Consider the following 24,237-nt stretch of genomic DNA (forward strand, 5'->3'; position numbering starts at 1 on the left):
CATGCACGCCCCCACCGCCGCACCGTTCCGCCTGACCGGGCGGCGCATCTTCCTCATCCTCGTCGGCTTCTTCGGCACGGTCGCGAGCGCCGACGCCTTCCTGGTCACGTCCGCGCTACGCACCTGGTCGGGGCTCGAGGTCGCATCGCCCTACCATGCCGGCCAGGTCTACAATTCAGACCTCGCCCAGGCCCGGGCGCAGGACGCGCGCGGCTGGCAGCTGGAGAGCGCCGTCGCCCGGGCCGGCACGGGCGCGACGCTCGCCGTCCTGGTGCGGGCGAAGACCGGGGACCTCCTGGCGGGCAAGGACCTGCGCGCCCGGCTGGAACGCCCCACCGATGCCCGCGCCGACCGGAGCCTCGCCCTCGCCGAGACGGCGCCCGGCACCTATGCCGGCCGGGTCGAGGAACTGCCGGGCGGCCAGTGGCGCCTCGTCGTCGAGGTGTGGGGCCCCGACGGGGTCGAGCTGCGGCGCGAACGCCGCCTGACCCTCGATTGAGAACCTGTTTGACTGATCGACGTACTGTATCCCACCCACAGCCTCATCCTGAAGTGTTGGCAATCGAAGATCGCACGCGATTGAAAATCGACTGACCTAGAAGGAGGGGTCAAGAAAATTCTGCGATCTCTGGAACCATCCTTCGAGGCTCCTTTCAGTCTGCGATCTCCGATCGCCAGCATCTCGGGATGAGGTCACGGATGGGACAGGCAATTTCGTTGCGGTGCTGGGCGCGCAACCCAAGCATGCTGTGAGAATCCGAGGCGATCCGATGTGCTGCACCGATGCCGCGCTGGCCTATGTCGAGGCCCATGCCTCGTGGAGCGAGGCGAATACCCGGCCCTCCCTCGGGCGCAACTACAAGGCCTTCGTCTCCCGTGGCCCCACGGGCATCGCCCGGGCGGAATTCGCCGTCGAGGGCGTGCGCTGCGCCGCCTGCATGAGCGCGATCGAGCGCGGCGTGTCGGAGGTGCCGGGCGTCGCGAGCGCGCGCCTCAACCTCTCCGACCGGCGCCTCGCCGTCGCCTGGGCGCCGGGAGCCGAGGCGGAGATCGGCGCGGTCCTGGAGCGGCTCGACCGCCTCGGCTACGCTGCGTATCCCTTCGATCCGCGCCGGCCCGCCGATGCCGAGGCGGCGGAGACCGAGCGGCTGATCCGCGCCATGGCGGTGGCGGGCTTCGCGTCGATGAACGTGATGCTGCTCGCGATCTCGGTCTGGGCCGGCAACGTCTCCGACATGGCGCCGGAGAACCGCGACCTCTTCCACTGGATCCAGGCCCTGGTCGCCCTGCCGGCGGCGGCCTATGCCGGCCGGCCGTTCTACGAAGGCGCCTTGCGGGGCCTGCGCGCCGGGCGGATCACCATGGACTTCCCCATCACCCTGGGCGTGGTGCTGACGCTGGTGATGTCGGTGGTCGAGACGGCGCGGGGTGCGACCCACGCCTATTTCGACGGCGCGATCATGCTGCTGTTCTTCCTGCTGATCGGCCGGGTGCTCGACCAGGCGATGCGCCGGCGCACCCGGGCGCTGGCCGAGAACCTGGCGGCCCTGCGCAGCGAGAATGCCGCCCGCATCGACGCCGAAGGATCGGTGCGGGACGTGCCGCTCCCGGACCTCGCTCCCGGCGACCGCGTGCTGGTGCGCCCGGGCGAGCGGGTGCCGGTCGACGGGATCGTCGAGCGCGGGCGCTCGGACCTCGACCGCAGCCTCGTCACCGGCGAGACCGCGTCCGTGCCGGTCGGGGAGGGCGAGGCGGTCCATGCCGGCGCCCTCAACGGCGACGGGGCCCTCGTCGTCGCGGTCACGGCCGTCGCGGGGGGAACGCTCCTCGACGAGGTCGAGGGGCTGATGCGCCGGGCCCTCGAGGCGCGCTCCCGCGCGCTGGTGCTCGCCGACCGGGCGACCCGGCTCTACGTGCCCCTGGTCCACACCGCCGCCGCCCTGGCCTTCGTCGCCTGGCTCCTGGCGGGTGCCGGCCCGCATGCCGCCGTGATGATCGCGGTCGCGGTCCTGATCGTCACCTGCCCCTGCGCGCTCGGTCTGGCGATCCCCGCCGTCCAGGTGGTCGCGGCGGGGGCGCTGTTTCGCGACGGCGTGCTGCTCGCCGACGGCACCGCCCTGGAGCGTTTCGCGCAGGTCGACACGGTGGTGTTCGACAAGACCGGGACCCTCACCCTGCCGGAGCCGATCCTGGCCGTATCCGGGGACCCGGCGATCCTGGCGCAGGCGGCCCGCCTCGCCCTGTCGAGCCGCCATCCGATGGCGGCGGCGCTGGCGAGAACCGTCCCCGGCGCCGAGCCCTGGCCGGGCGCGCAGGAGGCGGCCGGATTCGGCGTGCGGGTGGTGGTCGACGGCGTCGAACTCCGCCTCGGTTCCCCGGCCTTCTGCGGGGCCGAAGCCCAGGCCGCCACGTCGCTCTCCGCCGATCCGGAGGCCTCGGTGATCTGCTTCCGGGCCGGGGAGGGGGAGCCCGTCGCCTATCCGGTCCGCCAGGCCCTGCGCCCGGACGCGGCGGAGGTGGTGGTGGCCTTGCGGGCGTCGGGCCGCCGGGTGGTCGTCCTGTCGGGCGACCGCGCCTCCGCGGTCGCGGCGATCGCCGGGCGGCTCGGCGTCGCGGAATGGGAGGCCGGCCTGACCCCGCAGGACAAGATCGCCCGCATCGCGGCTTTGGAGCAGGCCGGCCGGCGGGTGCTGATGGTCGGCGACGGGCTCAACGACGCGCCGGCGCTCGCCGCCGCGCATGCCTCGCTCTCGCCGGTCACCGCCGCCCATGTGAGCCAGGCCGCCGCCGACGCCCTGTTCCTCGGCCGCAACCTCGCCCCGGTCCTGTCGGTGCTGGCGGTCGGCGCGCGGGCCAGGACCCTGATGCTCCAGAACCTGTGGCTCGCCGCCGCCTACAACCTCGTCGCGGTGCCGCTCGCCGCCGCCGGCTGGCTGACGCCGCTGATCGCCGCGCTCGCCATGTCGGGCTCGTCGGTGGTCGTCACGCTCAACGCCCTGCGGGCGCGGGGCCCGCTGCCGGTCAGGCCGGAGCCCGAAGCCGCGCCGGCGGCGGACCCTGGCGCACACGTCATCGGAGAGCCTGTTTGAGGTTCAGGGAGAGCATGGCGAAGCATTTCTCCATCCCACCCGCGGCCTCATCCTGAGGTGCTGCTGCCTGCAGCAGCCTCGAAGGAGGGCTCCAGGAACCTCTGCGTCGTCTGGAGCCCTCCTTCGAGGTCAGTCGATCTTCAATCGACTGACACCTCAGGATGAGGTTGTGGACGGGACAAACGATGCCGATCATCCAAGCAGACTCTTATCCCGACTTACCTGGTCCCGAATCATCCGAGGATCGACTCCAATGAGCGTGCTTCTCCTCGTCATCCCGATCGCGCTCGGCCTCGGCGGGCTCGGGCTTGCCGCCTTCCTGTGGGCGTTGCGCTCCGGCCAGTACGACGACATCGAGGGCGCCGAGCTGCGGGCCCTGTCGGACGACTAACCCCAAGACCTGACAGGGACGGCCGGCCGGACTGGCATTCCCGCCCGGCCTGGGGCACCTTGCGCCGCATCGGGTTCAGCGGCACCCGGGCGTGACGAGGGACGGGGATTCGATGGGCGTGGCATGCGGGCGGTGCGGCGGGTCTCGACCGGAAGAGGTCCCGGCGGCCCGACTTCGGCCGTGACCGCCGCCCCCGAGACGCCGCCTCCCGGCGCCCCGAACGCCGAGGAGCTGCGCCAGACGCTCGACGAGGTCGGCATCTGCTTCTGGTCGCTCGATCCTGGCACCGGCCGCATCACCGTCTCGCCGAGCGGCGCCCGGCTGTTCGGCGTGCCGCCCGAGCGCCTGGGCACCTTCGAGGCGACGCAAAGCCTGGTCCATCCCGACGACCGCGAGGCCCGGGCGAGCGTCATCCGGCGGGCGCTGGACCGGGGCGGCAGCTACGAGGTCGATTACCGCGTCGTGCGTCCCGACGGCGAGACCGACTGGCTGCGCTCCCGCGGGACCGTGGAGATCGACCCGGAGGGGGGACCCTTGCGCCACCGCGGGGTGGTGTTCAGCATCCGGGCGCAGCGCCAGGCCGAGACCGAGCTGCGCGCCCGCGAGGCGCATCTGCGCTCGATCCTCGAGACGGTGCCGGACGCCATGGTGGTGATCGACGAGGCGGCCCGGATCCAGTCCTTCAGCGCCGCCGCCGTGCGCCAGTTCGGCTACGCCCCCGAGGAGGTGGTGGGCCATAACATCAGCCTGCTGATGCCCGAGCCCTATCGCAGCCGGCACGATTCCTACATGGCCCGCTACCTCGCCACCGGCGAGCGGCGCATCATCGGCATCGGCCGCGTCGTGGTCGGCCAGCGCCGGGACGGCTCGACCTTTCCGATGGAACTGGCGGTCGGCGAGATGCGCTCCTCGGGCGCGCGCTACTTCACGGGCTTCATCCGCGACCTCACCGAGCGCCAGCGCACCGAGACCCGGCTGCAGGAACTGCAATCCGAGCTGGTGCACATGTCGCGCTTCACCGCGCTGGGCGAGATGGCCTCGACGCTCGCCCACGAGATCAACCAGCCGCTCACCGCCATCGCCAGCTACCTCAAGGGCTGCCGCCGCCTCATCGACCGGATGCAGGGCGCCGGCACGCCGCCCCCCGAGATGGCGATGCTCGCCGGCGCGGTCGACCAGGCCGCCGACCAGGCCCTGCGGGCGGGTCAGGTCATCCGCCACCTGCGCGAGTTCGTCGCCCGCGGCGAGGGCGAGCGCCACATCGAGGAACTGCCCAAGCTCATCGAGGAGGCGAGCGCGCTCGCCCTCGTCGGCGCCAAGGAGCGCGGCGTCCACGTCACCTTCGCCCTCGACCCGGCGGCGCCGCTGGTGCTGGCCGACCGGATCCAGGTGCAGCAGGTGCTGCTCAACCTGATCCGCAACGCCATCGAGGCGATGCAGGACTCGCCCCGGCGCGAGCTGCGCGTGTCGACCCGGGCGCTGCCCGGGGACGGCCTCGTCGAGATCGGCGTCGCGGATACCGGCCCAGGCCTCGCCCCGGAGGTGGCCTCGCGCCTGTTCCAGCCCTTCGTGACCACCAAACCGCAGGGGATGGGGGTCGGGCTCTCGATCTGCCGCACCATCGTGGAGGCGCATGGCGGCAAGATCCGCGCCGAATCCCGGCACGGTCAGGGGCAAGGGCAGGGGACCGAGTTCCGCTTCAGCCTGCGGGCGGTGGACAGGAGGGAGCTGGACGATGCCCGATGAGCCGCTGGTGCACGTGGTCGACGACGACCGGGCGGTCCGGCAGTCGCTCGCCTTCCTGCTCGCCTCGGACGGGATCCCGGTGCGCCTGCACGATTCCGCCACGGCCTTCCTGGAGGCGGTCGCGCGGGTCTCGGGCTGCATCGTCACCGACGTGCGGATGCCGGGCCTCGACGGGATCGAGCTCCTGCGCCGCCTGAAGGCCCGCGGCGAGGCGGCGCCGGTGATCGTGATGACCGGCCACGCCGACGTGCCGCTCGCCGTCGCGGCGATGCGGGAGGGCGCGGCCGACTTCATCGAGAAGCCGTTCGACGACGAGGTCTTCCTCGCCGCGGTGCGCGCCGCCCTCGCATCCGGCCGCCGGAGCGCCGAGCGGGACGCCGCCGCGGCCGGGATCCGCCAGCGCGTCGCCTCGCTGTCGGAGCGGGAGGTACAGGTGCTCGACGAACTGGTGGCCGGCAAGCCCAACAAGGTCATCGCCCAGGATCTCGGCATCAGCCCGCGCACGGTCGAGATCTACCGCGCCAACGTGATGGCGAAGATGCAGGCCGGGAGCCTGGCCGAGCTCGTCCGCGCCGCCCTGGCGGCGGGGAGGGGGGCGTGATACGAAATCCGGAAGATCCCTTCCGGATTTCGTATCACCAGCCCGCGCGGCGCCTGAGCGAAGCCGAAATCCGCATTGCGAAGCAATCAATCGGATTTCGTATGAGCGGCGGTGATTGGGCCGACGGGTATTCGGGCATCCCACCCGCGACCTCAGGATGAGGTGCTGGCGATCGACGATCGCATTCGACCGCAGGGAGCCTCGAAGGAGGGCTCCAGAGACCATGGCGATTTCTGGAGCCCTCCTTCGAGGTCGGTCGATCGAAGATCGGGTGCGATCTCCGATCGCCGACACCTCAGGATGAGGTTGGGAGAATAGGGTATCGCACGCCTGATACCAACGGCCCAAGATGCTGACGCATCGATTCGATCTCGGGCAAGCCCGAGGTCGACGGGGCCGTCGACCCATCTCGAGCTTTCGACACCAAGCCCAGAAGTCCGGGACCTCGGGCTTGGCGAAAATTCGAGAACGGAACCAAAGGTCGTTCTCAACGACCGTTGGGATGATTTCGGTTTTCGGGAGATCGACCCCGCGCCGCCTCACCGCGCCCCGGCCGGGCCGGGCAGCGGGGCGTCGCAGGCCCGCGCGGCCAACCAGGCGACGGCGAAGCCGGGATCGATGACGAAGGCGCCGTTCTCGTCGCGCCGGTACCAGCCGCTCTTCGCCGGCACGTGGCCGGTGCCGTGGACGGCCGTCGTCACGAGGCCCAGGATGGTGGCGACCCGCTCTGGCGGCACGAGCGCCCGCATCCCGGCCGCGGTGACCGTTCCTTGCGCCGCGAAGGCATCGATCAGCGCGAGGGAGATCCGCTCCGGGACGAGACGCTGGCGGGCCCGGACCAGCCGACGCGCCCGGTAGGAAGCGGCGGCCCAGTCCATCGAATCATCTCCTGGGGGCCGCCGATGTCGCGGCGCGGCCTCGGGCCGACCATCCGCCGCTCGCGGGCGATGTCAAGCGCCGGCCGGCTGAGGCGCCCGCAGGCAGGCCGGGAGCCAGGCCATCTCGTAGAGCGGCGGGCGCACGGCCGTGACCTGGAAGCCCAGGCGCTCGTAGAGGCTCCGCCCGTCGGTGGCGCCGGCCATCGGGGTCGAGAGGGTGATCGGCAGGCGCTGCTGCTCGGCCGCCATCTGGAGGCTGCGCACGAGGTCGGTGCCGATGCCCTTGCCGCGGGCCGCCGCGACGATCGCCAGTTCGGTGATGCGCCAGTCATGGTAGCCGAGATCGACCACGAGGCGCCCAACCGCCTGGCCCGTGCGCTCGACGATGAAGTCCAGATGCTCGGGATAGACCGTCTCGAGCCCGGTCCGCAGGGCCTTGAACTGCTGCTCGTAGAGCGTCTGCAGGAAGTCGCGGTCGTCGGCGGCCCAGGTGAGCCAGGGGCGCGACTCGACGAAGAGCTGCAGCAGGAAGTCCTGGTCCGTCGGGCGGATGGGGCGGAGCCCCAGGCCTCCGAGCAGCGGGATGGAGCCGGCATAAGCGACCATGCGGCGGGATGTCCTGTCGGGAGAAAACGGAACGAGGGCGCCCCTGCAGGCGGGCTGCGGAGGCGCGAGGGCGATCAGGCGAAGACCGCCTCGTACACGGCGCTGCCCGCCGGGAAGCCGATGGGCATGACGCGCTCGACATGGAGCGGCCCGACCGTGCCGAGCGAGGGGTGCGACAGCACGCACTCGCCACCCGGGGAGGCGCCGGCCGCGGGACCGGCGAAGGTCAGGCTGAACGCCGTGCGGGGGCTCCCCGGCATGGTCGCGCGGGGATGCTCGTCGCAATGCGCCAGCGTCACCGCCAGGTCGTGCCCGTCCGGGCCGTGCAGCCCGAACGCTTCCCCCACCAGGGGCGCGAAGACGCCTGCCGACAGGGTGTCGAGCGAGGCGCTCACTGGCGGCTCGGATAGATGCCGGTCAGCGCGACGATGAAGTTCAGCGCCAGCGAGGGCTGCAGGTTGGTGAAGCCCTGGTTGCCGCCGGCCACCGCGTTCGTCACGGTGCCGCCGGTCACCGTATTGACGGCGACGGTCTGCTCCGGGATCGCCGGGGTGCCCGACACCGTGATCGACGCGGCGTTGAGGGTCGTCATGGTGGCGGGGGAGGCCGGGGGATAGGCCGTGTAGATTTTTCCTGTCGAGGTGCCCGCTGCCAGCACGGTCCCGGCCCCCGGGTTGACGCTGCCGCTCCCGCTCGCGACGTTCAGCGCCACGTTCAGGGGGCCGGTCTGCGCCGGAATGGTGATGTTCTGGCTGCCGGTGGTCGGCGCGAACGTCGCCTGATGGGTGTGCATCGGCATGTTGGCGACGGTCAGCGTCGTCGTCTCGGTGCCGGTCGGCATCCCGATGCTGTAGTTTTGCAGGCCGGAGCCCTGGCCGACGCCCAGGGGAATGCGGCTGCGCAGATCCGGCAGGCCGAAAGTCGTCGTGCCGTTGCCGCCGTAATACGTACTGAAGAGAGAGAACAGCGCCGTGTTCTGATTGATGGGCAGGAGCTGCCCCTGGCACTGTGCCCAGCCGTTCGGTGGAAAATTGAATCCGACCGTCAGGATAGTTCCGAGAAAAGCTTCCATTGCGAGTTCCCCCTGGAGATTTTCGATTGGTCGAATTGAAATGTCGTAGAAAACGAATGAGATATCGATTCGATTGTTATCAGGAGCTCTAGTGAATGACAACGGCAATCCGCACATGATCGCGCGGTGATGGTCGATGGCGATGACGCAGCGACCGCATGAGGGGGTAGACCGGGAGGGATCGATGCCCGGGCCGCCGTCCGACGGCCGGAGCTTTGCCGCCGACTGCGATTCGCCATCCCGCGACCCTGCCGTCCACGGACGAGATCCGGCATCGTTCCCCCTCCGGCGGATGTCCCGTCGGGGGAGATCGGAGAGGCGGCCGCCGTGCCCGAGTGGGGACTGATCCCCGGCCGGGGCCGCCCCGCGCCGCTCAGGAGAAGACGGCCTGGTAGGAGGCCGTGCCCGGCGGGAAGCCGACGGGCAGGACGCGCTCGACGTAGAGCGGCCCGAATTCGCCGAGCGTCGGATGAGACAGCACGCCGTGGCCGCCGCCATAGTCGCCGACCGCGTCCGCCGGGCAGGTGAAGATCAGCCCGAACGCCGTGCGGGCGCTGCCCGGCATCGTCGCACGCGGATACTCGTCGCACCGCGCCAGCGTCGCCGTCAGGGCGGAGCCATTCAGATCCCGGAAGGTGAACGTCTCTCCCACGGCGGGGGTGAACAGCCCGGCGGACAGGGTGCTGAGCGAATCGGCCATCAATTCGGCCGCTGCGGGTAGAGGCCGAACATCGTGATGATGAAGTTCAGCGCCAGCGAGGGCTGCATGGTGCTGAACGGGGTGCCGCCGCTATTCGGGCCGACCGTCACCGTACCGCCCGTCACCGTGTTGATGGCAACGGTCTGCTGTGGGATTGCCGGGGTGCCCGTCACCGTGGTCGATGCGTCGTTGAGGGCCGTCATGGCATTGGGGGCAGTCGGGGGATAGGCTGCGTAGACCTTCGACGAACTCGTGCCCGATCCCAGCACGGTCCCGGTCCCGGGGGCGGCGCCGCCCGGCGCATTCGAGACGTTCACCGCCACCTTCAGGGGACCGGTCTGTGCCGGGATGGTGATGTTCTGGCTGCCCATGGTCGGAGCGAACGTCGCCGGATGGACGTGGGGCGGCAGGTTGGCGGCCGCCAGCGTCGTCGTCTCGGTGCCGTAGACCTTGGAGACGGCGTATTGCGTGGTGGGGGTGACCGTGGACTGGCCCGCGCCGATGGCCGCGCGGCCCGACAGGTTCGGCAGGCCGAAAGTCGTTGAGGCGTTGCCGCCATACATGTTGGTGATGAGGGAGAACACAGCTTGATATTGCTGGATGTTCAATATCTGCCCTTGGCAGGAAAGCCAGCCGTCCGGCGCCCAAGTGAACGGCACCATGAAAATCATGCTCGTCATCGCTTCCATGATAAAATTCCTTTAATAGATTGTGCCGTGCGGTACGACGGATGCAGACGAATCACTTGCAGCTGGCGATTCGCCCTGCACTTAGACTGTTAGACGACGCCACCGCCTCTCGGCAAGGGGATCTTTGGAAAACTGATGCCAGGCGCCATGCCGCCTGGAGCTAACGCTGAACCGGCAAAACGATCGCTAGGGCGAGCTTATCTGCTCATCATGGCTAGCTATTGGGATGGACAACCGCGGCGTCACCGGCAAGACGACACTTTCCTCATCGTGCGGCCTTTCATTGCGGTCCGGATTGGGCGGCTTGCCCGGCATGTCGACCGAACGACGACTGGGGCTTGTTCCGGCGTTCTTCCATGATCGGCCGGGACAAGATCGCCATCGAAGGCGAAAATATCCGATAGATTGCGAAAAAAATCCCAGGCTGGCAATTTCAGCATATCGCGCTTAGTTTGACCTATTATATTTGATATATTAGTATGTATATTACTGATAATATAAATATAGAACATCTCATTATACCACAAGATCATGAATATGGCGCAAATGTCACGTGCGGCGAGTTTGATGGATGGCAGCCGCGAAAATCTGTTTTTCTGCCTTCCGTTATGGATTGCTCGCGGGCATTTTGCCGAACGATCGATGCGCCGCATGGCCATTCCGCCTGCTTCGACAAGATCGAACGGGCGTGCAAAGATTTTTGGGGGATTGCAATGGTCCAGAGGCTGGTTACACTGTCGGGGACGACCAACGTCGATGGCAATTCGATCAGTTTTTTTTATGGAAACTCGACGAGTCAATCCAATTATCTTGGCACTGTTCCTGGATTGAATTCGAATGGCGGCTCGTTCAGCTCGCCCTATCAGTTCAGCTTTCAGTATATTGCGGACGATGCCACCGCGGCCGCCGTACAAGACGGCACCCAACAATATACGGCATACGACGCCGCCAACAACCTCACCTTCAGCGATACCGTGAATGACGGCAGCGCGACGTCACCGGCCGCCGGCTACAGCCTGACGGCCACCCGGGTGAACGTGACCCAAGGCCCGCAGGGCGCCACCGGTGCCCAGGGTGCGACCGGCGCCCAGGGTGCCACCGGCGCACAGGGCGCGACGGGCACCCAGGGCGCCACCGGTGCCCAGGGCACGACCGGCGCCCAGGGCACGACGGGTGCACAGGGCGCCACCGGTGCCCAGGGCACGACGGGCGCCCAGGGCACCACCGGCGCTCAAGGCGTGACCGGGGCTCAAGGTACGACGGGCGCGCAGGGCGCCACCGGCGCCCAGGGAGCGACGGGCGCGCAGGGCACGACCGGCGCCCAGGGCGTGACCGGAGCTCAAGGTGCGACCGGCGCGCAGGGTACGACGGGTGCGCAGGGCGCCACCGGCGCGCAGGGCGCGACGGGCGCGCAGGGCACCACCGGCGCGCAGGGCGTGACCGGTGCCCAGGGTACGACGGGTGCGCAGGGCGCCACCGGCTCGCAGGGCGCGACGGGTGCTCAGGGCACCACCGGCGCCCAGGGCGTGACCGGCGCACAGGGCGCGACGGGTGCGCAGGGCGCCACCGGCGCGCAGGGCGCGACGGGCGCGCAGGGCACCACCGGCGCGCAGGGCGTGACCGGTGCCCAGGGTACGACGGGTGCGCAGGGCGCCACCGGTGCCCAGGGCGCGACGGGCGCACAGGGCACCACCGGTGCCCAGGGCGTGACCGGCGCACAGGGCGCGACGGGTGCTCAGGGCGCCACCGGTGCCCAGGGCGCGACGGGCGCTCAGGGCACCACCGGTGCCCAGGGCGTGACCGGCGCACAGGGCGCGACGGGTGCTCAGGGCGCCACCGGCGCACAGGGCGCGACGGGCGCTCAGGGCACCACCGGTGCCCAGGGCGTGACCGGCGCACAGGGCGCGACGGGTGCTCAGGGCGCCACCGGCGCACAGGGCGCGACGGGCGCTCAGGGCACCACCGGTGCCCAGGGCGTGACCGGCGCACAGGGCGCGACGGGTGCTCAGGGTGCCACCGGCGAACAGGGCGCGACGGGCGCACAGGGGGCGACAGGCGCGCAGGGCGCCACCGGCGCTCAAGGTGCCACCGGCTCCCAGGGCCTACAGGGTACGACCGGTTCCCAAGGTGCCACCGGCGCTCAGGGCGTGACCGGTGCCCAGGGTGCCACCGGCGCTCAGGGCGCGACGGGCGTCCAGGGCTCCACCGGTGCCGAGGGCGTGACCGGTGCCCAGGGGACGACGGGCGCGCAGGGCGCCACCGGCGCTCAAGGTGCCACCGGCTCCCAGGGCGCACAGGGCACGACCGGTTCCCAGGGTGCCACCGGTGCCCAGGGTGCGACAGGGGTGCAGGGCGCCACCGGCTCCCAGGGTGCGACAGGCTCACAAGGTTCGACCGGTACGCAGGGCGTGACCGGCTCTCAAGGTGCGACGGGTGCACAGGGCGCGACCGGCTCCCAGGGTGCCACCGGCGAACAGGGCGCGCAGGGTGTGACCGGCTCGCAAGGTGCGCCGGGCACCACAGGCTCGCAGGGTGCGACGGGCTCCCAGGGTGCCACCGGCTCCCAGGGCGCGACGGGCTCCCAGGGTGCCACCGGCTCCCAGGGTGCGACGGGTGCCCAGGGTGCGACGGGTGCCCAGGGTGCCACCGGCTCCCAGGGTGCCACCGGCTCCCAGGGCGCGACGGGTGCCCAGGGTGCGACGGGTGCCCAGGGTGCCACCGGCTCCCAGGGTGCCACCGGCTCCCAGGGCGCGACGGGTGCCCAGGGTGCGACGGGCTCCCAGGGTGCCACCGGCTCCCAGGGTGCGACGGGTGCCCAGGGTGCCACCGGCTCCCAGGGTGCGACGGGCTCCCAGGGTGCCACCGGCTCCCAGGGTGCGACGGGTGCCCAGGGTGCCACCGGCTCCCAGGGTGCGACGGGCTCGCAGGGTGCCACCGGTCCGACGGGTGCCGATGGTGCCACGGGTGCTACCGGCCCGACCGGCCCTGTCATCTGCTTCGCGTCCGGAACGATGATCCTGACGCCGGAGGGTGAGCGTCCGGTCGAGGCCCTGCGGCCCGGCGACGCCGTCGTCACCGCTTCGGGCGAGACGGTCTCCGTCGCTTGGGTGGGTCACCGCCACCTCGACCTGCGGCGCCATCCGCAGCCCGAGCGGGCCAAGCCGGTCCGGGTCGCCGCGCACGCCTTCGGCCCCGGCCTGCCGCACCGCGACCTCGTCGTCTCGCCCGGCCACGCGCTCTTCGTCGAGGGCGTGCTGATCCCGGCCGGTGTGCTCGTCAACGGCACGTCGGTGGTGCAACTCGACCAGGCGGAGGTCATGTACCACCACGTCGAGCTGCCGGTGCACGACGTGCTGGTCGCCGACGGAATGCCCGCCGAGAGCTACCTCGATTGCGGCAACCGTGGCACCTTCGAGAACCACGACGGCCCGGTCACCCTGCATCCGGACCTCGTCGCCTCGGCGCTGAACCTGGAGCTGGCCTGCGCGCCGGTCGTCCTCCACGGCCCGGTCGTCGACCGGGTCCGGGCACGGCTCGCCGCCAAGGTCGAGGTCAAGGCCGAGCGGTCGGTCCTCGCGCGCCTCTTGCGGCGGGCGTAAGACGCCGCGCCGGCCCCCGGGGCCGGCCCGACCTCCCGAGACGAACCCGGCCCGCGGCGCCCCGAAAGGCGCGCCGCGGGCCTCGTCGTGAGGGCATCGGGGAAGCGGCACTCCCGGCCCGGCCGCCTCCCGGACTCATTCTGGCATCATCTCTCCCGGCGATCCTCGGCGCCCGCCCCCACTTCACCCGGCGGCACCGCACGCGCGCCCTCACCAGGACCCCGCATGACCCCGTCCGGCCAGACCCTCTGCCTCGCGATGATCGTCAAGAACGAGGCACCGGTGATCCGCCGGTGCCTGGATTCGGTGCGCCCGCTCATCGACCACTGGATCGTCGTCGATACCGGCTCCACCGACGGCACCCAGGACCTGGTGCGGGAGATCCTGGCCGGCCTGCCGGGAGAGCTGGTCGAGCGGCCTTGGGTCGATTTCGCCCACAACCGGTCCGAGGCCCTGGCGCTGGCGCGCCCGCACGGCACCTACACCCTGGTCATCGACGCCGACGACGAACTGCTCCTGCCGCCGGGCTACGTCCTGCCCGACCTCACGGCGGATGCCTATGAGGTCACGATCACGGATATCCCGCTGAGCTACCGGCGGATCCAGGTGGTGAAGAATACCCTGCCGTGGCGCTACCGCGGGGTACTGCACGAATTCGTCGAATGCCCGGACGGGACGAACCGCGCCCTCCTCGACATCACCATGCGGCGCAACCACGACGGCGCCCGCCGCCGCGACGGCGAGACCTACCGGCGCGACGCCGCAATCCTGGAGGCGGCGCTCGCGACGGAGACGGACCCGTTCTTCATCGCCCGCTACACCTTCTACCTTGCCCAAAGCTACCGCGATTGCGGCGCCCACGAGCAGGCGGTCGCCGCCTACCTGCGGCGGGCGGATCTCGGATACTGGCAGGAGGAGGTCTATATCGCCCTCCTCGCCGCCGCCCGGTTGATGCCGGGCCTCGGGCGCCCCCTCGACGAGACACTGGCGGTCTACCGCCGAGCCATCGCGCTCGGCCCGCATCGGGCCGAAGCCGCTTACTCGGCCAGCCACGCCTGCCGCCTCGCCGAGCGCTACGAGGAGGGCTTTCGCTTTGCCGAGCCCGCCCTGCCCCTGAAGCCGCCGGAGGGCGCGCTGTTCGTCGAGCCCTGGCTCTACGAGTATGGCCTGCGGGACGAATACGCGGTCAACGCCTACTGGGCCGGCCATTACTGGCACAGCCTCGCCGCCTGCCTCGACCTGATGGCCTGCCCGACGGCGCCGGAGGGCGAGCGCAAGCGCTACGCCGCCAATGCCCGCTTCGCCCTCGAGAAGCTGCCGATCCCCATCGAGGGCCGGCGCGGCTTCCTGTCGACGACCCGCCCGGGCATCGGCCCGAGCGACCTGCCGGACTTCTGGTCCGGCCTGTCACGCACCGGGCCCTGGCTGCCGACGCGCCCGCAGGGCGGCACGGAGCTGATGCACGAGGGCCTGTCCCGGCGCCTCGGAGCGGCGCTCCAGCGCATCAATCTCTGCCTCAACGGCTACGACGAGGGCCGGGTCGACGGGCGCCCGCTCGTGGTCTGGATCCATCACGCACCCGACCAGCCGGCGGTGGCCTGGCTGCGCGACGCCGCCCGGGTCGCCCGCGTGGCGCGCTTCGTCTTCGTCTCGGAGTGGCAGCGGGCGCAGTTCCTGGCGACCTTCGGCCTGCCGCCCGAGCGCTGCATCGTGCTGCGCAACGCCACCGAGGTGCCCGAGCGCAACCGCGTGCCCGGTCATCGCCGCCCGCTCAAGGTCGCCTATACCAGCACGCCCTACCGGGGGCTCTCGGTGCTGCTGGAGGCCTGGGCGCAGGCCGCGCCCGAGGCGGCCGAGCTGCACGTCTGGTCGTCGCACAAGCTCTACGGCCCGGGCGCCGACGACGCTCCTTACGCCGAGCTCTACGCCCGCGCCCGCTCGCTGCCGAACGTGCATTACCACGGGCTCCTGCCGAACGCCGAGCTGCGCGCCGCACTCGCCGACATCGACATCCTGGCCTATCCGAACACCTTCGCGGAGACCTCGTGCCTTGCCGTCATCGAGGCGATGGCGGCGGGCTGCCGGGTGATCTGCCCGAGCCATGGGGCGCTGCCGGAGACCACCGCCGGATTCGCCCGCCTCTACCCTCACGTCGCCGATCCGGCCGAGCATGCCCGCGCCTTCGCCGACCTCCTGGCCGGGGAACTGGCCGATCCGTGGCAGGGATACCCTGAGCGCGCGGCGGCGCAGCAGGAGCATTGCCGGCAGACCTACGACTGGCGCGTGCGGGTGCCCGAGTGGCTTTCGCTCATCGACGGACTCACCGCCCCGGCGCCGAGCCCCCGCTTCACCCCGACCTTCCGCAGGGTCGAGGCGCGGCACGGCACCTTCGTGGTGGTGGAGCAGGACTTCATCGGCCGGACGATCCTCGAGACCGGCGAGTGGGAGCCGCATCTGATCGAGTTCGCCCGCCTGTTCCTCGACGAGACCTCCCACGTCGTCGATCTCGGCGCCAATCTCGGCTATCACACCGTCCGGCTCGCCGGGCTCGTCCCGCGCGGCTCGGTCCACGCCTTCGAGCCGCTCGGCCTGTGCTACGCGCAATTGCAGCAGAACGTGCTGGCCAATCGCTGCGACCACGTCCGCACCTACAAGATGGCGGTCACAGACCGGTCCGGCGACACGGTCGAGATGGAGCCGCTGGAGGCGACGCTGACGGCGGGCGGCACCGTCAATATCGGCCATACCGGGATCGGGCAGGGTGGCGACCTCGTCTTCACGGTCCGGCTCGACGACCTGCCCCTGCCGCCGGTCGCCTTCATCAAGATGGACGTCCAGGGCGCGGAAGCCGCGGCGCTCGCCGGCATGCAGGCCCTCATCGCCCGCGACCGCCCGGTACTGTTCGTCGAGATCGAGGAGCATCACCTGCGCCGGCACGGATCGAGCTCGAAGGCGGTGATCGAGCACCTGCTCGGGCTCGGCTACAGCCTCATGCGGATCCGCAACGAGTGGCCGACCGACCACGTGGCGATCCCCAACGAGCGGGCCGACCTCATCGACCGGTGCCGCGGCCAGACATTCTATGAGACCGACTGGATCGCCGGCACGCGGGTGGAGCTGCACTTCGAGACGACGCATTACTATGCGTCCGTCGTGGCCTCGTGAGGAGGCCGCCGATCTCCTGATCTCGAAGCGACCGCCCGCGCCCTTCACCAGGACCTCGCATGACCCCGTCCGGCCAGACCCTCTGCCTCGCGATGATCGTCAGGAACGAGGCGCCGGTGATCCGCCGGTGCCTGGAGTCGGTGCGTCCGCTCATCGACCACTGGATCGTCGTCGATACCGGCTCCACCGACGGGACCCAGGACCTGGTGCGGGAGATCCTGGCCGATCGGCCGGGCGAGCTGGTCGAGCGTCCCTGGGTCGATTTCGCCCATAACCGCTCCGAGAGCCTCGCGCTGGCGCGTCCGCACGGCACCTACACCCTGGTCATCGACGCCGACGACGAATTGCTCCTGCCCGAGGGCTTCGTCCTGCCCGATCTGACGGCGGACGCCTACGAGGTCACCGTCACGAATGGCCCGCACAGCTTCCGGCGGACGCAAGCGGTACGCAACACCCTGCCGTGGCGCTACCGCGGGGTGCTGCACGAGATCATCACCTGCCCCGAGGCGCGGCCCCCGGCCTTCCTGGACGTCGCCATGCGGCGCCACCACGACGGCGCCCGCCGGCGCGAGCCCGGGACTTTTCGGCGCGACATCGCCATCCTGGAGGCCGCCTTGCGGACGGAGACGGATCCGTTCCTCGTCTCGCGCTACACCTTCTATCTCGGCCAGAGCTACCGGGGCGACGGAGCCCGGGCGGAGGCGATCGACGCCTATCTGCGGCGGGCCGAGCTCGGCTTCGGGCCGGACGAGGCCTACGTCGCCCTCGTGTCCGCCGCCGACCTGATGGCGGAACTCGATCGGCCCGTGGACGAGGTCCTGGCAGCCTGTCGCCGCGCCATCGCGCTCGGCCCGCACCGGGCGGAGGCCCGCTTCTCCGCGGCCCGCGCCTGCCGTCTCGCCGGACGCTGCGAGGAGGGGTTCCACTTCGCCGAGGCCGGCCTGTCCTTGCGCCCGCCGGAGGCCGGGCTGTTCGTCATGCCGTGGATCTACGCCTGGGCCCTGCGCGAGGAGTACGCCCTCAACGCCTACGAGACCGGCCGCGACTGGCATGCCCTCGCGGCCAGCCTCGACCTGATGGCCTGCCCGACGGCGCCGGAGGCGGAGCGCAAGCGCTTCGCCGTCACTGCCCGGCGCGCCCTGGAGCGGATGCCCGTCCCCCTAGACCCGCGCCGCGGCTTCCTGAACACGACGCGCCCGGGCATCGCGCCGAGCGACCTGCCGACCTACTGGTCCGGGCAGGCGCCAGCGGCGCCGTGACCTCCGGCCCGCCATGACGACCTCGAGGGACTACGACCTCATCGCCCGCTCGGGGCTGTTCGACACCAACCATTACCTGCTCGAATCGCCCGACGTCGTCGCCGACGGCGCCGATCCGCTGGAGCATTTCTGCCGGTTCGGCGCCCGCGAGGGAAGGCGCCCGAACCTCTACTGCGATCCGGGCTGGTACGCGGCCCTGTATCTCGACGGAAATCCGGAAGACGTGAACCCGCTCTGCCACTATATCCGGATCGGCGAGCGGGCGGGCTTGCGGCCGCTCCCCTATTTCGAGCCGGCCTGGTACACGCGCACCTATCGCCTGCGCCGGGGCGCCTCGCCGTTGCGGCACTACCTCGCGCATCGCCGCAGCCAGCTCTACGCGCCCAATGCCCGCTTCGACCTCGCCCATTACCTCGCGCGCTACGGCGGCGAGATCGGCCCCAACCGGGACCCTTTCGCGCATCTGCTCCGGCACGGCGCGCGGCGGGACCTCGATTCGTCGCCGGATTTCGACGCGGCCGCCTATCGCGCGCGCCACGGCCTGAAGACCCGGCCGGCCTCGGCCCGCGTCGCCGACCAGGAGGCGTGCAACCCGCTGGTCCACCGCCTGACGCGGGAGGCGGACGAGGAGCAGGCCCGGCGATCGGGTGCGGGACGGCTTGCGTGGTGGCAACGGCTCCTGCGCGGGGTCTGATGCGGGATGCCGGAGACCGGCATCCCGCACGGCCTTGCCTCAATACGGCTTCAGCTTCGTCAGCGCTCCGAACGAACCGCGGCCGGACAGGAACGCCACCGCGATCCACGGACAGACGAAGACCAGGAAGAACAGCAAGCCCATCACGAGCCTCCCTTCGGTTGCATCATGCTCAACCCCATCAATGCCGCGCGGCCGGCGGGGGTTGCACGCCGGACCGTGGGTCGAGCCGCGCCCTACTCGGACCCGGCCGGCTCGTCGCTGTCCCGGGCGCGGTGGAGCAGGAAGATCGACACCACCATCACCAGGATCAGCCCGGCCAGAACGCCGAGCTCGATCATCGAGGCGCGAAACAGCGCCTCCTTCTGCGCGTTCCACTCGCTGGCATGCATCTGCTCGGCGGTCTGGAGCGTGAGCACGAGGACGCGCCGGATCGAGGCGATCAGCCCGACGATCAGGAACGGCTCGCAGGTCAGCCGGCCGGAGCGCATCGACACCCGCACCGTGTGCAGGATCTCGACCAGCATCAGCAGGAACAGCAGCCGGTCGACCACGTCGAGGAGCTGCGCGGCGGCGCCGACGGACGTCACCGCCTTGAGGGTCATGCCGGCGGCATCGATCAGCGCCATCACGGCGGTCAGCGCCAGGAGCACGCCCAGCGCGGCGTAGATCGCGTGCTCGGTGTGCAGGAAGACGAAGGCGGAGAGCCGGGTGAGCCATCCGCCCTCCTTCTCGGCTTTCTCCAGTTTCGCGGTCTCCACCATGACGGTCTCCGGGGAACGGTGCTCGGCCTTGGGATGGGCGGGCGCGCCGGCTCAGCCTTGCGGGCGGGGCATGCGGAAGGGCAGCATGAACCGCACCAGCGGGTGGGTGAGCCGGTCGAGGTCGAGCGATTCGTGGACCGGCCGCACCGCCTCGCCGCAGATCCGCGCCGCGAGCAGCGAGCGCGAGTAGAACGGCGCGTCCTCGAAGCGGCGCAGCAACGCCGCCCGGCCGTCGTCGCTGCGGGTGGCGCGCGGCAGGCGCCAGAGCGTGCGCGGGAGCGCGGCCGGGACCGGCGGCGCGATCGGGCGCGGGGTGCCGTCGGGGTCGAAGCGCAGCGACAGGTCCTGGCGGCTGCCGTCGCGCCGCTCCACATCGTACAGGATCGCCGCGCCGTGCGTCAGCGTCGAGCGCGACCAGGTCCAGCTCCTGAACGACTGTTCCAGCGGCACGTCGCCGTCGTTGGTGTCGAAATAGGCGTGGCCGCTCCAGTTCAGCGAGGGCCTGTCGAACGCGACCTCGACCCGCGAGGAGGGCGCGAGCGGCCACCAGCGGTGGTGGCCCTCGCCGTCGAGGGTGAAGGGGCCGGGCGTGAACCCGCCGGGCCGGACCCGGATCGTGCCGGAGAGCCGGGCGGGCAGGGGGGTCGTCACCTCGTCGACCCGGATCGTCAGGGTGGTGCCGTCCCAGTCGAGGGAACTCGGGCCGATGGTGAGCGAGGTCGCGGTGCGGCTGACGTGGCGCCGGCTGCGCTCGGTCATCGCCCAGGCCTTGGGCCTTCCGTACAGCACCACGTTGACGGCGGAATGGTTGATCGGGTCGCCGCGCCCGCTCCAGGCGTAGTAGGGCGAGAACACGCTGCCCAGGAACGCGATGACGGTCAGGCCGTGCGCGCCGTCGTCGCTCACCGCGTCGACGTACCACCAGGCATAGCCGCCCGGCGCGACGGGTAAGTCGAAGCGAGGTCCTGCAACACGCTCGCGGCCGCCAGCCGGCCCGATTGCGCCGCCATCGGCACGCCCGGCCCCGGATGGACGCTGCCCCCCGCGAGATACAGGCCCGGCAGCCGCGTGCGTGCGCCCGGACGGCGGAACGACGCCATCCAGCCGTGCGAGGCCCGGCCGTAGAGCGCCCCGCCCGTCGCCGGAAACAGCTGCTCGAACTCCGCCGGCCCGGTGACCGTCCGCGCCGTCTCGCTGATCGTCAGGCCGCAGGCGGAGAGCCGCCGGCTCATCGTGTCGTGGCATCGGGCGATCTCCTCAGGGGGCAAGGCCGCGCCGGTGGCCGGCGCGTTGACGAGGCAGAGCAGGGCTTCCGGAGCCGCGGACGGCACGCCGTCGTCGCCCCGATCCTGCGCGCAGACATAGACGGTGGGATCGCGCGGCAGGCGGCCGGCGCGGAGGTCGGCGAACTCGGCGGCGTAGTCGGGAGAGAAGAACACGTTGTGGCGCACGAGGTCGAAGCCGTCGGGCCGGCCCGCTACCGCGAAGGTCACGGCCGAGAGCGAGCGCTCAGGGGTCGGCACCGGATCGACCGCCCGGGCGGGGGCCTCCCCGAACAGCCCGTCGGCCAGCGCCGCGGCGTCGGCATTCGCCACCACCCGGGTCGCCGGCAGCCGCTCGCCTGTATCGAGCGTGACGCCGGTCACCCGCCCGCCCTCGACCGTGAGGCCGGTCGCTTCCGTGCCGTAGCGCAGGATCGCCCCGCGCTCCGCGGCGAGGGCCGCGACGGCGGAAGCGAGCCGCGACAGCCCGCCCTCGACGGTCCACACGCCCTCCATCTCGACATGGGCGACCAGCATCAGGGTTGCGGGAGCGGCAAACGGCGAGGAGCCGCAATAGGTGGCGTAGCGGCCGAAGAGCTGGCGCAGGCGCGGATCGTGAAAGTATTCGCCGAGCGCCGACCACAGGGTGGTGAAGGGCTGGATGCGCATCAGCCCGCCGAGGCCCCGCGGCCCGGCCCGGATCGCGAGATCGACGGGCCCCGGCCGCTGGCCGCGGATGAACGGCTCGTCGAGCGTGCGGTAGATCTCGCCCGCCCGGGCGCGGAAGCGCCGGAAGCCCTCCGCCTCCCGCGCGCCGGCGAAATCGGCGATGGCCGCCGCGGAGCGCTGCGGATCGGCGAAGAGATCGAGGCGCTCGGGCCCGCTCCAGGCGTGGCGGGCGAGGATCTCGGCGGGGGCGAGAGCCACCCGGGCGCCGAGATCCGCGCCGCACTCCGAAAAGATCTCCTCGAAGATCCAGCGCATGGTGAAGACGGTGGGACCGGCCTCGACCTCCCGCGACCCGGCCGGGATCCGGCGCATCTTGCCGCCGGGGTGCGCGGCTTTCTCGACCAGCGTCACCGGCAGTCCGGCGGCGGCGAGCTTCAGCGCGGCGACGAGCCCGCCGATTCCCGCCCCGATCACCACCACCCGTTCGTCGGCCACGCCGTTGATCTCCCGCCGCAACAGTGTCAATCTAAGTTGACACTGCGAGATGTTCAAACGAAATGACACGCGGGAGAGACGCCATGGAACTCCTCACGGACGGCCTCGCGAATGGTCTGATGGATGACGGCCGGCGCATCGAGCGGGCCCTCGACGTGGCCGTGTCCTACGCGGAGGCGCCCGGCGCGCCGCCGCGCCTGGCGGAGGCGATCCGCTACGCGGTGTTCCCGGGCGGGCACCGCATCCGGCCGCGGCTCTGCCTCGCGGTGGCGCGTGCCTGCGGCGACGACGATCCGGCGACGGCGGATGCGGCGGCGGCCGCGATCGAGCTCCTGCACTGCGCCTCGCTGGTCCATGACGACCTGCCCTGCTTCGACGACGCGGCGTTGCGGCGCCAGAAGCCGACGGTCCACGTCGCCTATGGCGAGCCGGTGGCGCTCCTCACCGGCGACGCCCTGATCGTGCTGGCCTTCGAGACCCTGGCCCGCGGGACGGTGCGTCGGCCCACGCGCCTCGCGGCTCTGGTCGGGCTGGTCGCCCGGGCGGTGGGCTCGCCCGCCGGCATCGTGGCGGGGCAGGCCTGGGAATCCGAGCCGCAGGTCGGGCTCTCGGTCTACCAGCAGGCCAAGACCGGCGCGCTGTTCGCCGCCGCCACCGTGACGGGGGCCGCCGCCGCCGGGGCCGAGCCGATGGGCTGGCGGCTCCTCGGCGAATATCTCGGCGAGGCCTACCAGGTCGCCGACGACCTGCGCGACGTCGCCTGCCGGCAGGAGGAGATCGGCAAGCCGGTCGGCCGCGACGTGACCCTCGGGCGGCCCAACGCGGCGGCGCTCCTCGGCATGGACGGGGCACTCCGCCGCCTCTCCGACCTCGCCCACGAGGCGATGGAGGTGATCCCGGACTGCCCCGGCGTCGCGGCGTTGCGGGAGGAGATCCTGGCCCAGACCCGGCTGTTTCTGCCGGCGCGGCTGGCGCAGAGCCTGGTGGCTTGAGCCGATGGCCGGGGTGGCTCGCACGCGAGGCCGGGAGCCGCGCCCCCGAACCCTCCTCCATCTGCGGGGGAGGGGGGAATGGAAAAAATATCCTTTAAAATCAAGGCGCGGGATCCCCTCTCCCGAGTGGGAGAGGGGTAGGGGTGAGGGTGGTTCGGGTTCAGGATCGAACACCAGGCGTCGAGCTGCGCAGCTCGACGGTTCTGGTCCACTGCGGAACCCGGGCCACCCTCACCCCCGGCCCCTCTCCCACTCGGGAGAGGGGAGGCGCGACATTTCCTTCCCCGGCCAGCCCTGCGCAGAAGGGGGAGGGTCATGAAACCCGCCCCGCACGCCCTTCCGGCGACCCCGGTCGCCCCGCCCTCGCGCCCCGGGTTGCACGAGCGCTACCTCGCCTGGCGCCATCGCCTGATCGCCAGCCCGCGCTTCCAGCGTTTCGCCGCCGCCTTCCCGCTCACCCGGCCGATCGCCCGCCGCAACGCCCGCGCCCTGTTCGATCTCTGCGCCGGCTTCGTCTACGCGCAGGTGCTCGCGGCCTGCCTGCGCCTCGACCTGTTCCGGCTTCTCGCCGACGGGCCGATGACCCCGGATGATCTGGCGCGCCGCCTCGACCTGCCGCCCGACCGGGCGCTCTGCCTCCTGCGCGCCGCCGCCTCGCTCGGCCTCCTGACCGCCTTGCGCGACGGGCGCTTCGCCCTCGGCGATCTCGGCGCGGCGCTCCTCGGCAACCCCTCCGTCGCCGCGATGGTCGCCCACCACGCCATGCTCTACGACGACCTGCGCGATCCCGTGGCGCTGCTGCGCGGCACGCACGAACCGACGCGCCTCTCGGGCTACTGGGCCTATGCGGGGACGGACGACCCGACCCGAATCGACGCGGCGGCGGTCGAATCCTACAGCGCGCTGATGGGCGCCTCGCAGGCGCTGGTCGCCCGCGACATCCTCGATGCCTATTCGCTCAAGCCTCACGCCCATCTGCTCGATGTCGGCGGCGGGGAGGGTGCCTTCGCGATCGAGGCCGCGCGAAGCAACCCGTCCTTGCGCGTCACCCTGCTCGACCTGCCGCCGGTCGCCGCCCGGGCCGAACGGCGCTTTGCCGCCGAGGGGCTGGCGGGGCGCATGACCGCCCGCGGCGGCAGCTTCCATGACGGGCTGCTGCCCGGCGCCGACGCGGTCTCGCTCGTGCGCGTGATCCACGACCACGACGACGGGCCCGCCCTCGCTCTCCTTAAGGCGGCCCGCGCGGCACTCCCTCCGGGCGGACCGCTGCTCGTGGCCGAGCCGATGGCCGGCACCCCCGGCGCCGAGCCGATCGGCGACGCCTATTTCGGGTTCTACCTCCTCGCCATGGGCAGCGGCCGGCCGCGAACGGCGACCGAACTCACCGCGATGCTCGAAGCGGCCGGATTCGTGCGGGTGCGCGAGTGCCGGACCCGGCGGCCGATGCTGGTCCGCCTGCTCGTCGCCACGGCTCCCGTGGAGCCGTCCGCTACAAAAGTGTAAAGTAAACTTGACGCATGACACCGTCCATCTAAGATGACGGTTGCCGCCCAGAACGGCAGTTTC

At 71.3% G+C, this 24,237-nt stretch carries 20 protein-coding genes; 11 read left to right on the plus strand and 9 right to left on the minus strand.

The features are described 5' to 3' along the window. Position 1: 1 nt before the first annotated feature. The 5 genes from HBB12_RS04120 (at position 2) to fixJ (ending at position 5,827) form a co-directional block, all read left to right on the plus strand. Positions 2-499: a FixH family protein gene (locus tag HBB12_RS04120; protein ID WP_236988191.1), complete on the plus strand. Its 498-nt coding sequence runs from the start codon at positions 2-4 to the stop codon at positions 497-499. A 271-nt stretch (positions 500-770) separates the two neighbouring features. Further along, positions 771-3,089, plus strand: a complete 2,319-nt coding sequence (locus HBB12_RS04125; protein ID WP_236988192.1) for a heavy metal translocating P-type ATPase — start codon at positions 771-773, stop codon at positions 3,087-3,089. 253 nt (positions 3,090-3,342) lie between these two features. Further along, positions 3,343-3,480: a cbb3-type cytochrome oxidase assembly protein CcoS gene (ccoS, locus tag HBB12_RS04130; protein WP_236988193.1), complete on the plus strand. Its 138-nt coding sequence runs from the start codon at positions 3,343-3,345 to the stop codon at positions 3,478-3,480. 123 nt (positions 3,481-3,603) lie between these two features. After that, positions 3,604-5,226 (plus strand): PAS domain-containing sensor histidine kinase, encoded by a 1,623-nt coding sequence (locus HBB12_RS04135; protein ID WP_442919225.1) that lies wholly within the window; start codon positions 3,604-3,606, stop codon positions 5,224-5,226. Next, positions 5,216-5,827 carry a response regulator FixJ gene (gene fixJ, locus HBB12_RS04140; protein WP_236988195.1) on the plus strand — a complete coding sequence of 204 codons (612 nt, stop codon included), beginning with the start codon at positions 5,216-5,218 and terminating at the stop codon, positions 5,825-5,827. Before HBB12_RS04135 ends, fixJ begins: the two co-directional genes overlap by 11 nt. A 539-nt stretch (positions 5,828-6,366) precedes the next feature. Here the strand turns inward: fixJ and HBB12_RS04145 are convergent. The 6 genes from HBB12_RS04145 to HBB12_RS04170 form a co-directional block, all read right to left on the minus strand. After that, positions 6,367-6,705: a hypothetical protein gene (locus HBB12_RS04145; RefSeq protein WP_236988196.1), complete on the minus strand. Its 339-nt coding sequence runs from the start codon at positions 6,703-6,705 to the stop codon at positions 6,367-6,369. 72 nt (positions 6,706-6,777) lie between these two features. Next, complete coding sequence (locus HBB12_RS04150; RefSeq protein ID WP_236988197.1) at positions 6,778-7,311, minus strand: GNAT family N-acetyltransferase; 534 nt, start codon at positions 7,309-7,311, stop codon at positions 6,778-6,780. Positions 7,312-7,385: 74 nt separating this feature from the next. Continuing rightward, complete coding sequence (locus HBB12_RS04155; RefSeq protein WP_236988198.1) at positions 7,386-7,706, minus strand: DUF6916 family protein; 321 nt, start codon at positions 7,704-7,706, stop codon at positions 7,386-7,388. Next, complete coding sequence (locus tag HBB12_RS04160) at positions 7,703-8,383, minus strand: phage tail protein (RefSeq protein WP_236988199.1); 681 nt, start codon at positions 8,381-8,383, stop codon at positions 7,703-7,705. Before HBB12_RS04160 ends, HBB12_RS04155 begins: the two co-directional genes overlap by 4 nt. A gap of 373 nt (positions 8,384-8,756) precedes the next feature. Continuing rightward, positions 8,757-9,083 (minus strand): DUF6916 family protein, encoded by a 327-nt coding sequence (locus HBB12_RS04165; protein WP_236988200.1) that lies wholly within the window; start codon positions 9,081-9,083, stop codon positions 8,757-8,759. Then, on the minus strand, positions 9,083-9,772 hold the full coding sequence (locus HBB12_RS04170) for a phage tail protein (protein WP_236988201.1): 690 nt from the start codon (positions 9,770-9,772) through the stop codon (positions 9,083-9,085). The genes HBB12_RS04165 and HBB12_RS04170 overlap by 1 nt, the downstream gene beginning before the upstream one ends. A gap of 974 nt (positions 9,773-10,746) precedes the next feature. Here HBB12_RS04170 and HBB12_RS04175 point away from each other — a divergent pair. The 4 genes from HBB12_RS04175 to HBB12_RS04190 all read left to right on the plus strand — a co-directional run bounded on the left by HBB12_RS04175 (position 10,747) and on the right by HBB12_RS04190 (position 18,489). Then, a complete protein-coding gene (locus HBB12_RS04175) occupies positions 10,747-13,371 on the plus strand; it encodes a Hint domain-containing protein (RefSeq protein WP_236988202.1) in 2,625 nt (874 codons plus the stop codon). Positions 13,372-13,596: 225 nt separating this feature from the next. Next, positions 13,597-16,536 (plus strand): FkbM family methyltransferase, encoded by a 2,940-nt coding sequence (locus tag HBB12_RS04180; RefSeq protein ID WP_236988203.1) that lies wholly within the window; start codon positions 13,597-13,599, stop codon positions 16,534-16,536. A gap of 59 nt (positions 16,537-16,595) precedes the next feature. Next, the gene (locus tag HBB12_RS04185; RefSeq protein ID WP_236988204.1) at positions 16,596-17,795 is read left to right on the plus strand and encodes a glycosyltransferase; all 1,200 of its coding nucleotides are present in this window, start codon (positions 16,596-16,598) and stop codon (positions 17,793-17,795) included. 13 nt (positions 17,796-17,808) lie between these two features. Beyond that, on the plus strand, positions 17,809-18,489 hold the full coding sequence (locus tag HBB12_RS04190) for a hypothetical protein (protein ID WP_236988205.1): 681 nt from the start codon (positions 17,809-17,811) through the stop codon (positions 18,487-18,489). 236 nt (positions 18,490-18,725) lie between these two features. Here the strand turns inward: HBB12_RS04190 and HBB12_RS04195 are convergent, their stop codons facing one another. From HBB12_RS04195 to crtD, 3 genes are read right to left on the minus strand one after another with little or no spacing between them, the layout of a single operon-like run. Then, on the minus strand, positions 18,726-19,253 hold the full coding sequence (locus HBB12_RS04195; protein ID WP_236988206.1) for a phosphate-starvation-inducible PsiE family protein: 528 nt from the start codon (positions 19,251-19,253) through the stop codon (positions 18,726-18,728). Between the two features lie 51 nt (positions 19,254-19,304). Then, the gene (locus HBB12_RS04200) at positions 19,305-20,159 is read right to left on the minus strand and encodes a carotenoid 1,2-hydratase family protein (protein WP_236988207.1); all 855 of its coding nucleotides are present in this window, start codon (positions 20,157-20,159) and stop codon (positions 19,305-19,307) included. Next, positions 20,156-21,679, minus strand: coding sequence for a 1-hydroxycarotenoid 3,4-desaturase CrtD (crtD, locus tag HBB12_RS04205; protein ID WP_236988208.1), 1,524 nt, complete (start codon positions 21,677-21,679; stop codon positions 20,156-20,158). Before crtD ends, HBB12_RS04200 begins: the two co-directional genes overlap by 4 nt. A gap of 119 nt (positions 21,680-21,798) precedes the next feature. On the opposite strand from crtD, the gene HBB12_RS04210 reads away from it, so the two are divergent. Continuing rightward, a complete protein-coding gene (locus HBB12_RS04210; RefSeq protein WP_236992656.1) occupies positions 21,799-22,671 on the plus strand; it encodes a polyprenyl synthetase family protein in 873 nt (290 codons plus the stop codon). Between the two features lie 315 nt (positions 22,672-22,986). Continuing rightward, a complete protein-coding gene (locus HBB12_RS04215; RefSeq protein ID WP_236988209.1) occupies positions 22,987-24,174 on the plus strand; it encodes a methyltransferase in 1,188 nt (395 codons plus the stop codon). Positions 24,175-24,237: the final 63 nt, after the last annotated feature.

This window comes from Methylobacterium sp. SyP6R (genome assembly GCF_019216885.1).
In the GTDB taxonomy this organism is placed as follows: domain Bacteria; phylum Pseudomonadota; class Alphaproteobacteria; order Rhizobiales; family Beijerinckiaceae; genus Methylobacterium.

Bases quoted from the DNA above. Each gene is read 5' to 3' on its own strand.
- HBB12_RS04120 (WP_236988191.1), top strand. From the start codon at position 2: ATGCACGCCCCCACCGCCGCACCGTTCCGCCTGACCGGGCGGCGCATC.
- HBB12_RS04125 (WP_236988192.1), top strand. From the start codon at position 771: ATGTGCTGCACCGATGCCGCGCTGGCCTATGTCGAGGCCCATGCCTCG.
- ccoS (WP_236988193.1), top strand. From the start codon at position 3,343: ATGAGCGTGCTTCTCCTCGTCATCCCGATCGCGCTCGGCCTCGGCGGG.
- HBB12_RS04135 (WP_442919225.1), top strand. From the start codon at position 3,604: ATGCGGGCGGTGCGGCGGGTCTCGACCGGAAGAGGTCCCGGCGGCCCG.
- fixJ (WP_236988195.1), top strand. From the start codon at position 5,216: ATGCCCGATGAGCCGCTGGTGCACGTGGTCGACGACGACCGGGCGGTC.
- HBB12_RS04145 (WP_236988196.1), bottom strand. From the start codon at position 6,705: ATGGACTGGGCCGCCGCTTCCTACCGGGCGCGTCGGCTGGTCCGGGCC.
- HBB12_RS04150 (WP_236988197.1), bottom strand. From the start codon at position 7,311: ATGGTCGCTTATGCCGGCTCCATCCCGCTGCTCGGAGGCCTGGGGCTC.
- HBB12_RS04160 (WP_236988199.1), bottom strand. From the start codon at position 8,383: ATGGAAGCTTTTCTCGGAACTATCCTGACGGTCGGATTCAATTTTCCA.
- HBB12_RS04165 (WP_236988200.1), bottom strand. From the start codon at position 9,083: ATGGCCGATTCGCTCAGCACCCTGTCCGCCGGGCTGTTCACCCCCGCC.
- HBB12_RS04170 (WP_236988201.1), bottom strand. From the start codon at position 9,772: ATGGAAGCGATGACGAGCATGATTTTCATGGTGCCGTTCACTTGGGCG.
- HBB12_RS04180 (WP_236988203.1), top strand. From the start codon at position 13,597: ATGACCCCGTCCGGCCAGACCCTCTGCCTCGCGATGATCGTCAAGAAC.
- HBB12_RS04185 (WP_236988204.1), top strand. From the start codon at position 16,596: ATGACCCCGTCCGGCCAGACCCTCTGCCTCGCGATGATCGTCAGGAAC.
- HBB12_RS04190 (WP_236988205.1), top strand. From the start codon at position 17,809: ATGACGACCTCGAGGGACTACGACCTCATCGCCCGCTCGGGGCTGTTC.
- HBB12_RS04195 (WP_236988206.1), bottom strand. From the start codon at position 19,253: ATGGTGGAGACCGCGAAACTGGAGAAAGCCGAGAAGGAGGGCGGATGG.
- HBB12_RS04210 (WP_236992656.1), top strand. From the start codon at position 21,799: ATGGATGACGGCCGGCGCATCGAGCGGGCCCTCGACGTGGCCGTGTCC.
- HBB12_RS04215 (WP_236988209.1), top strand. From the start codon at position 22,987: ATGAAACCCGCCCCGCACGCCCTTCCGGCGACCCCGGTCGCCCCGCCC.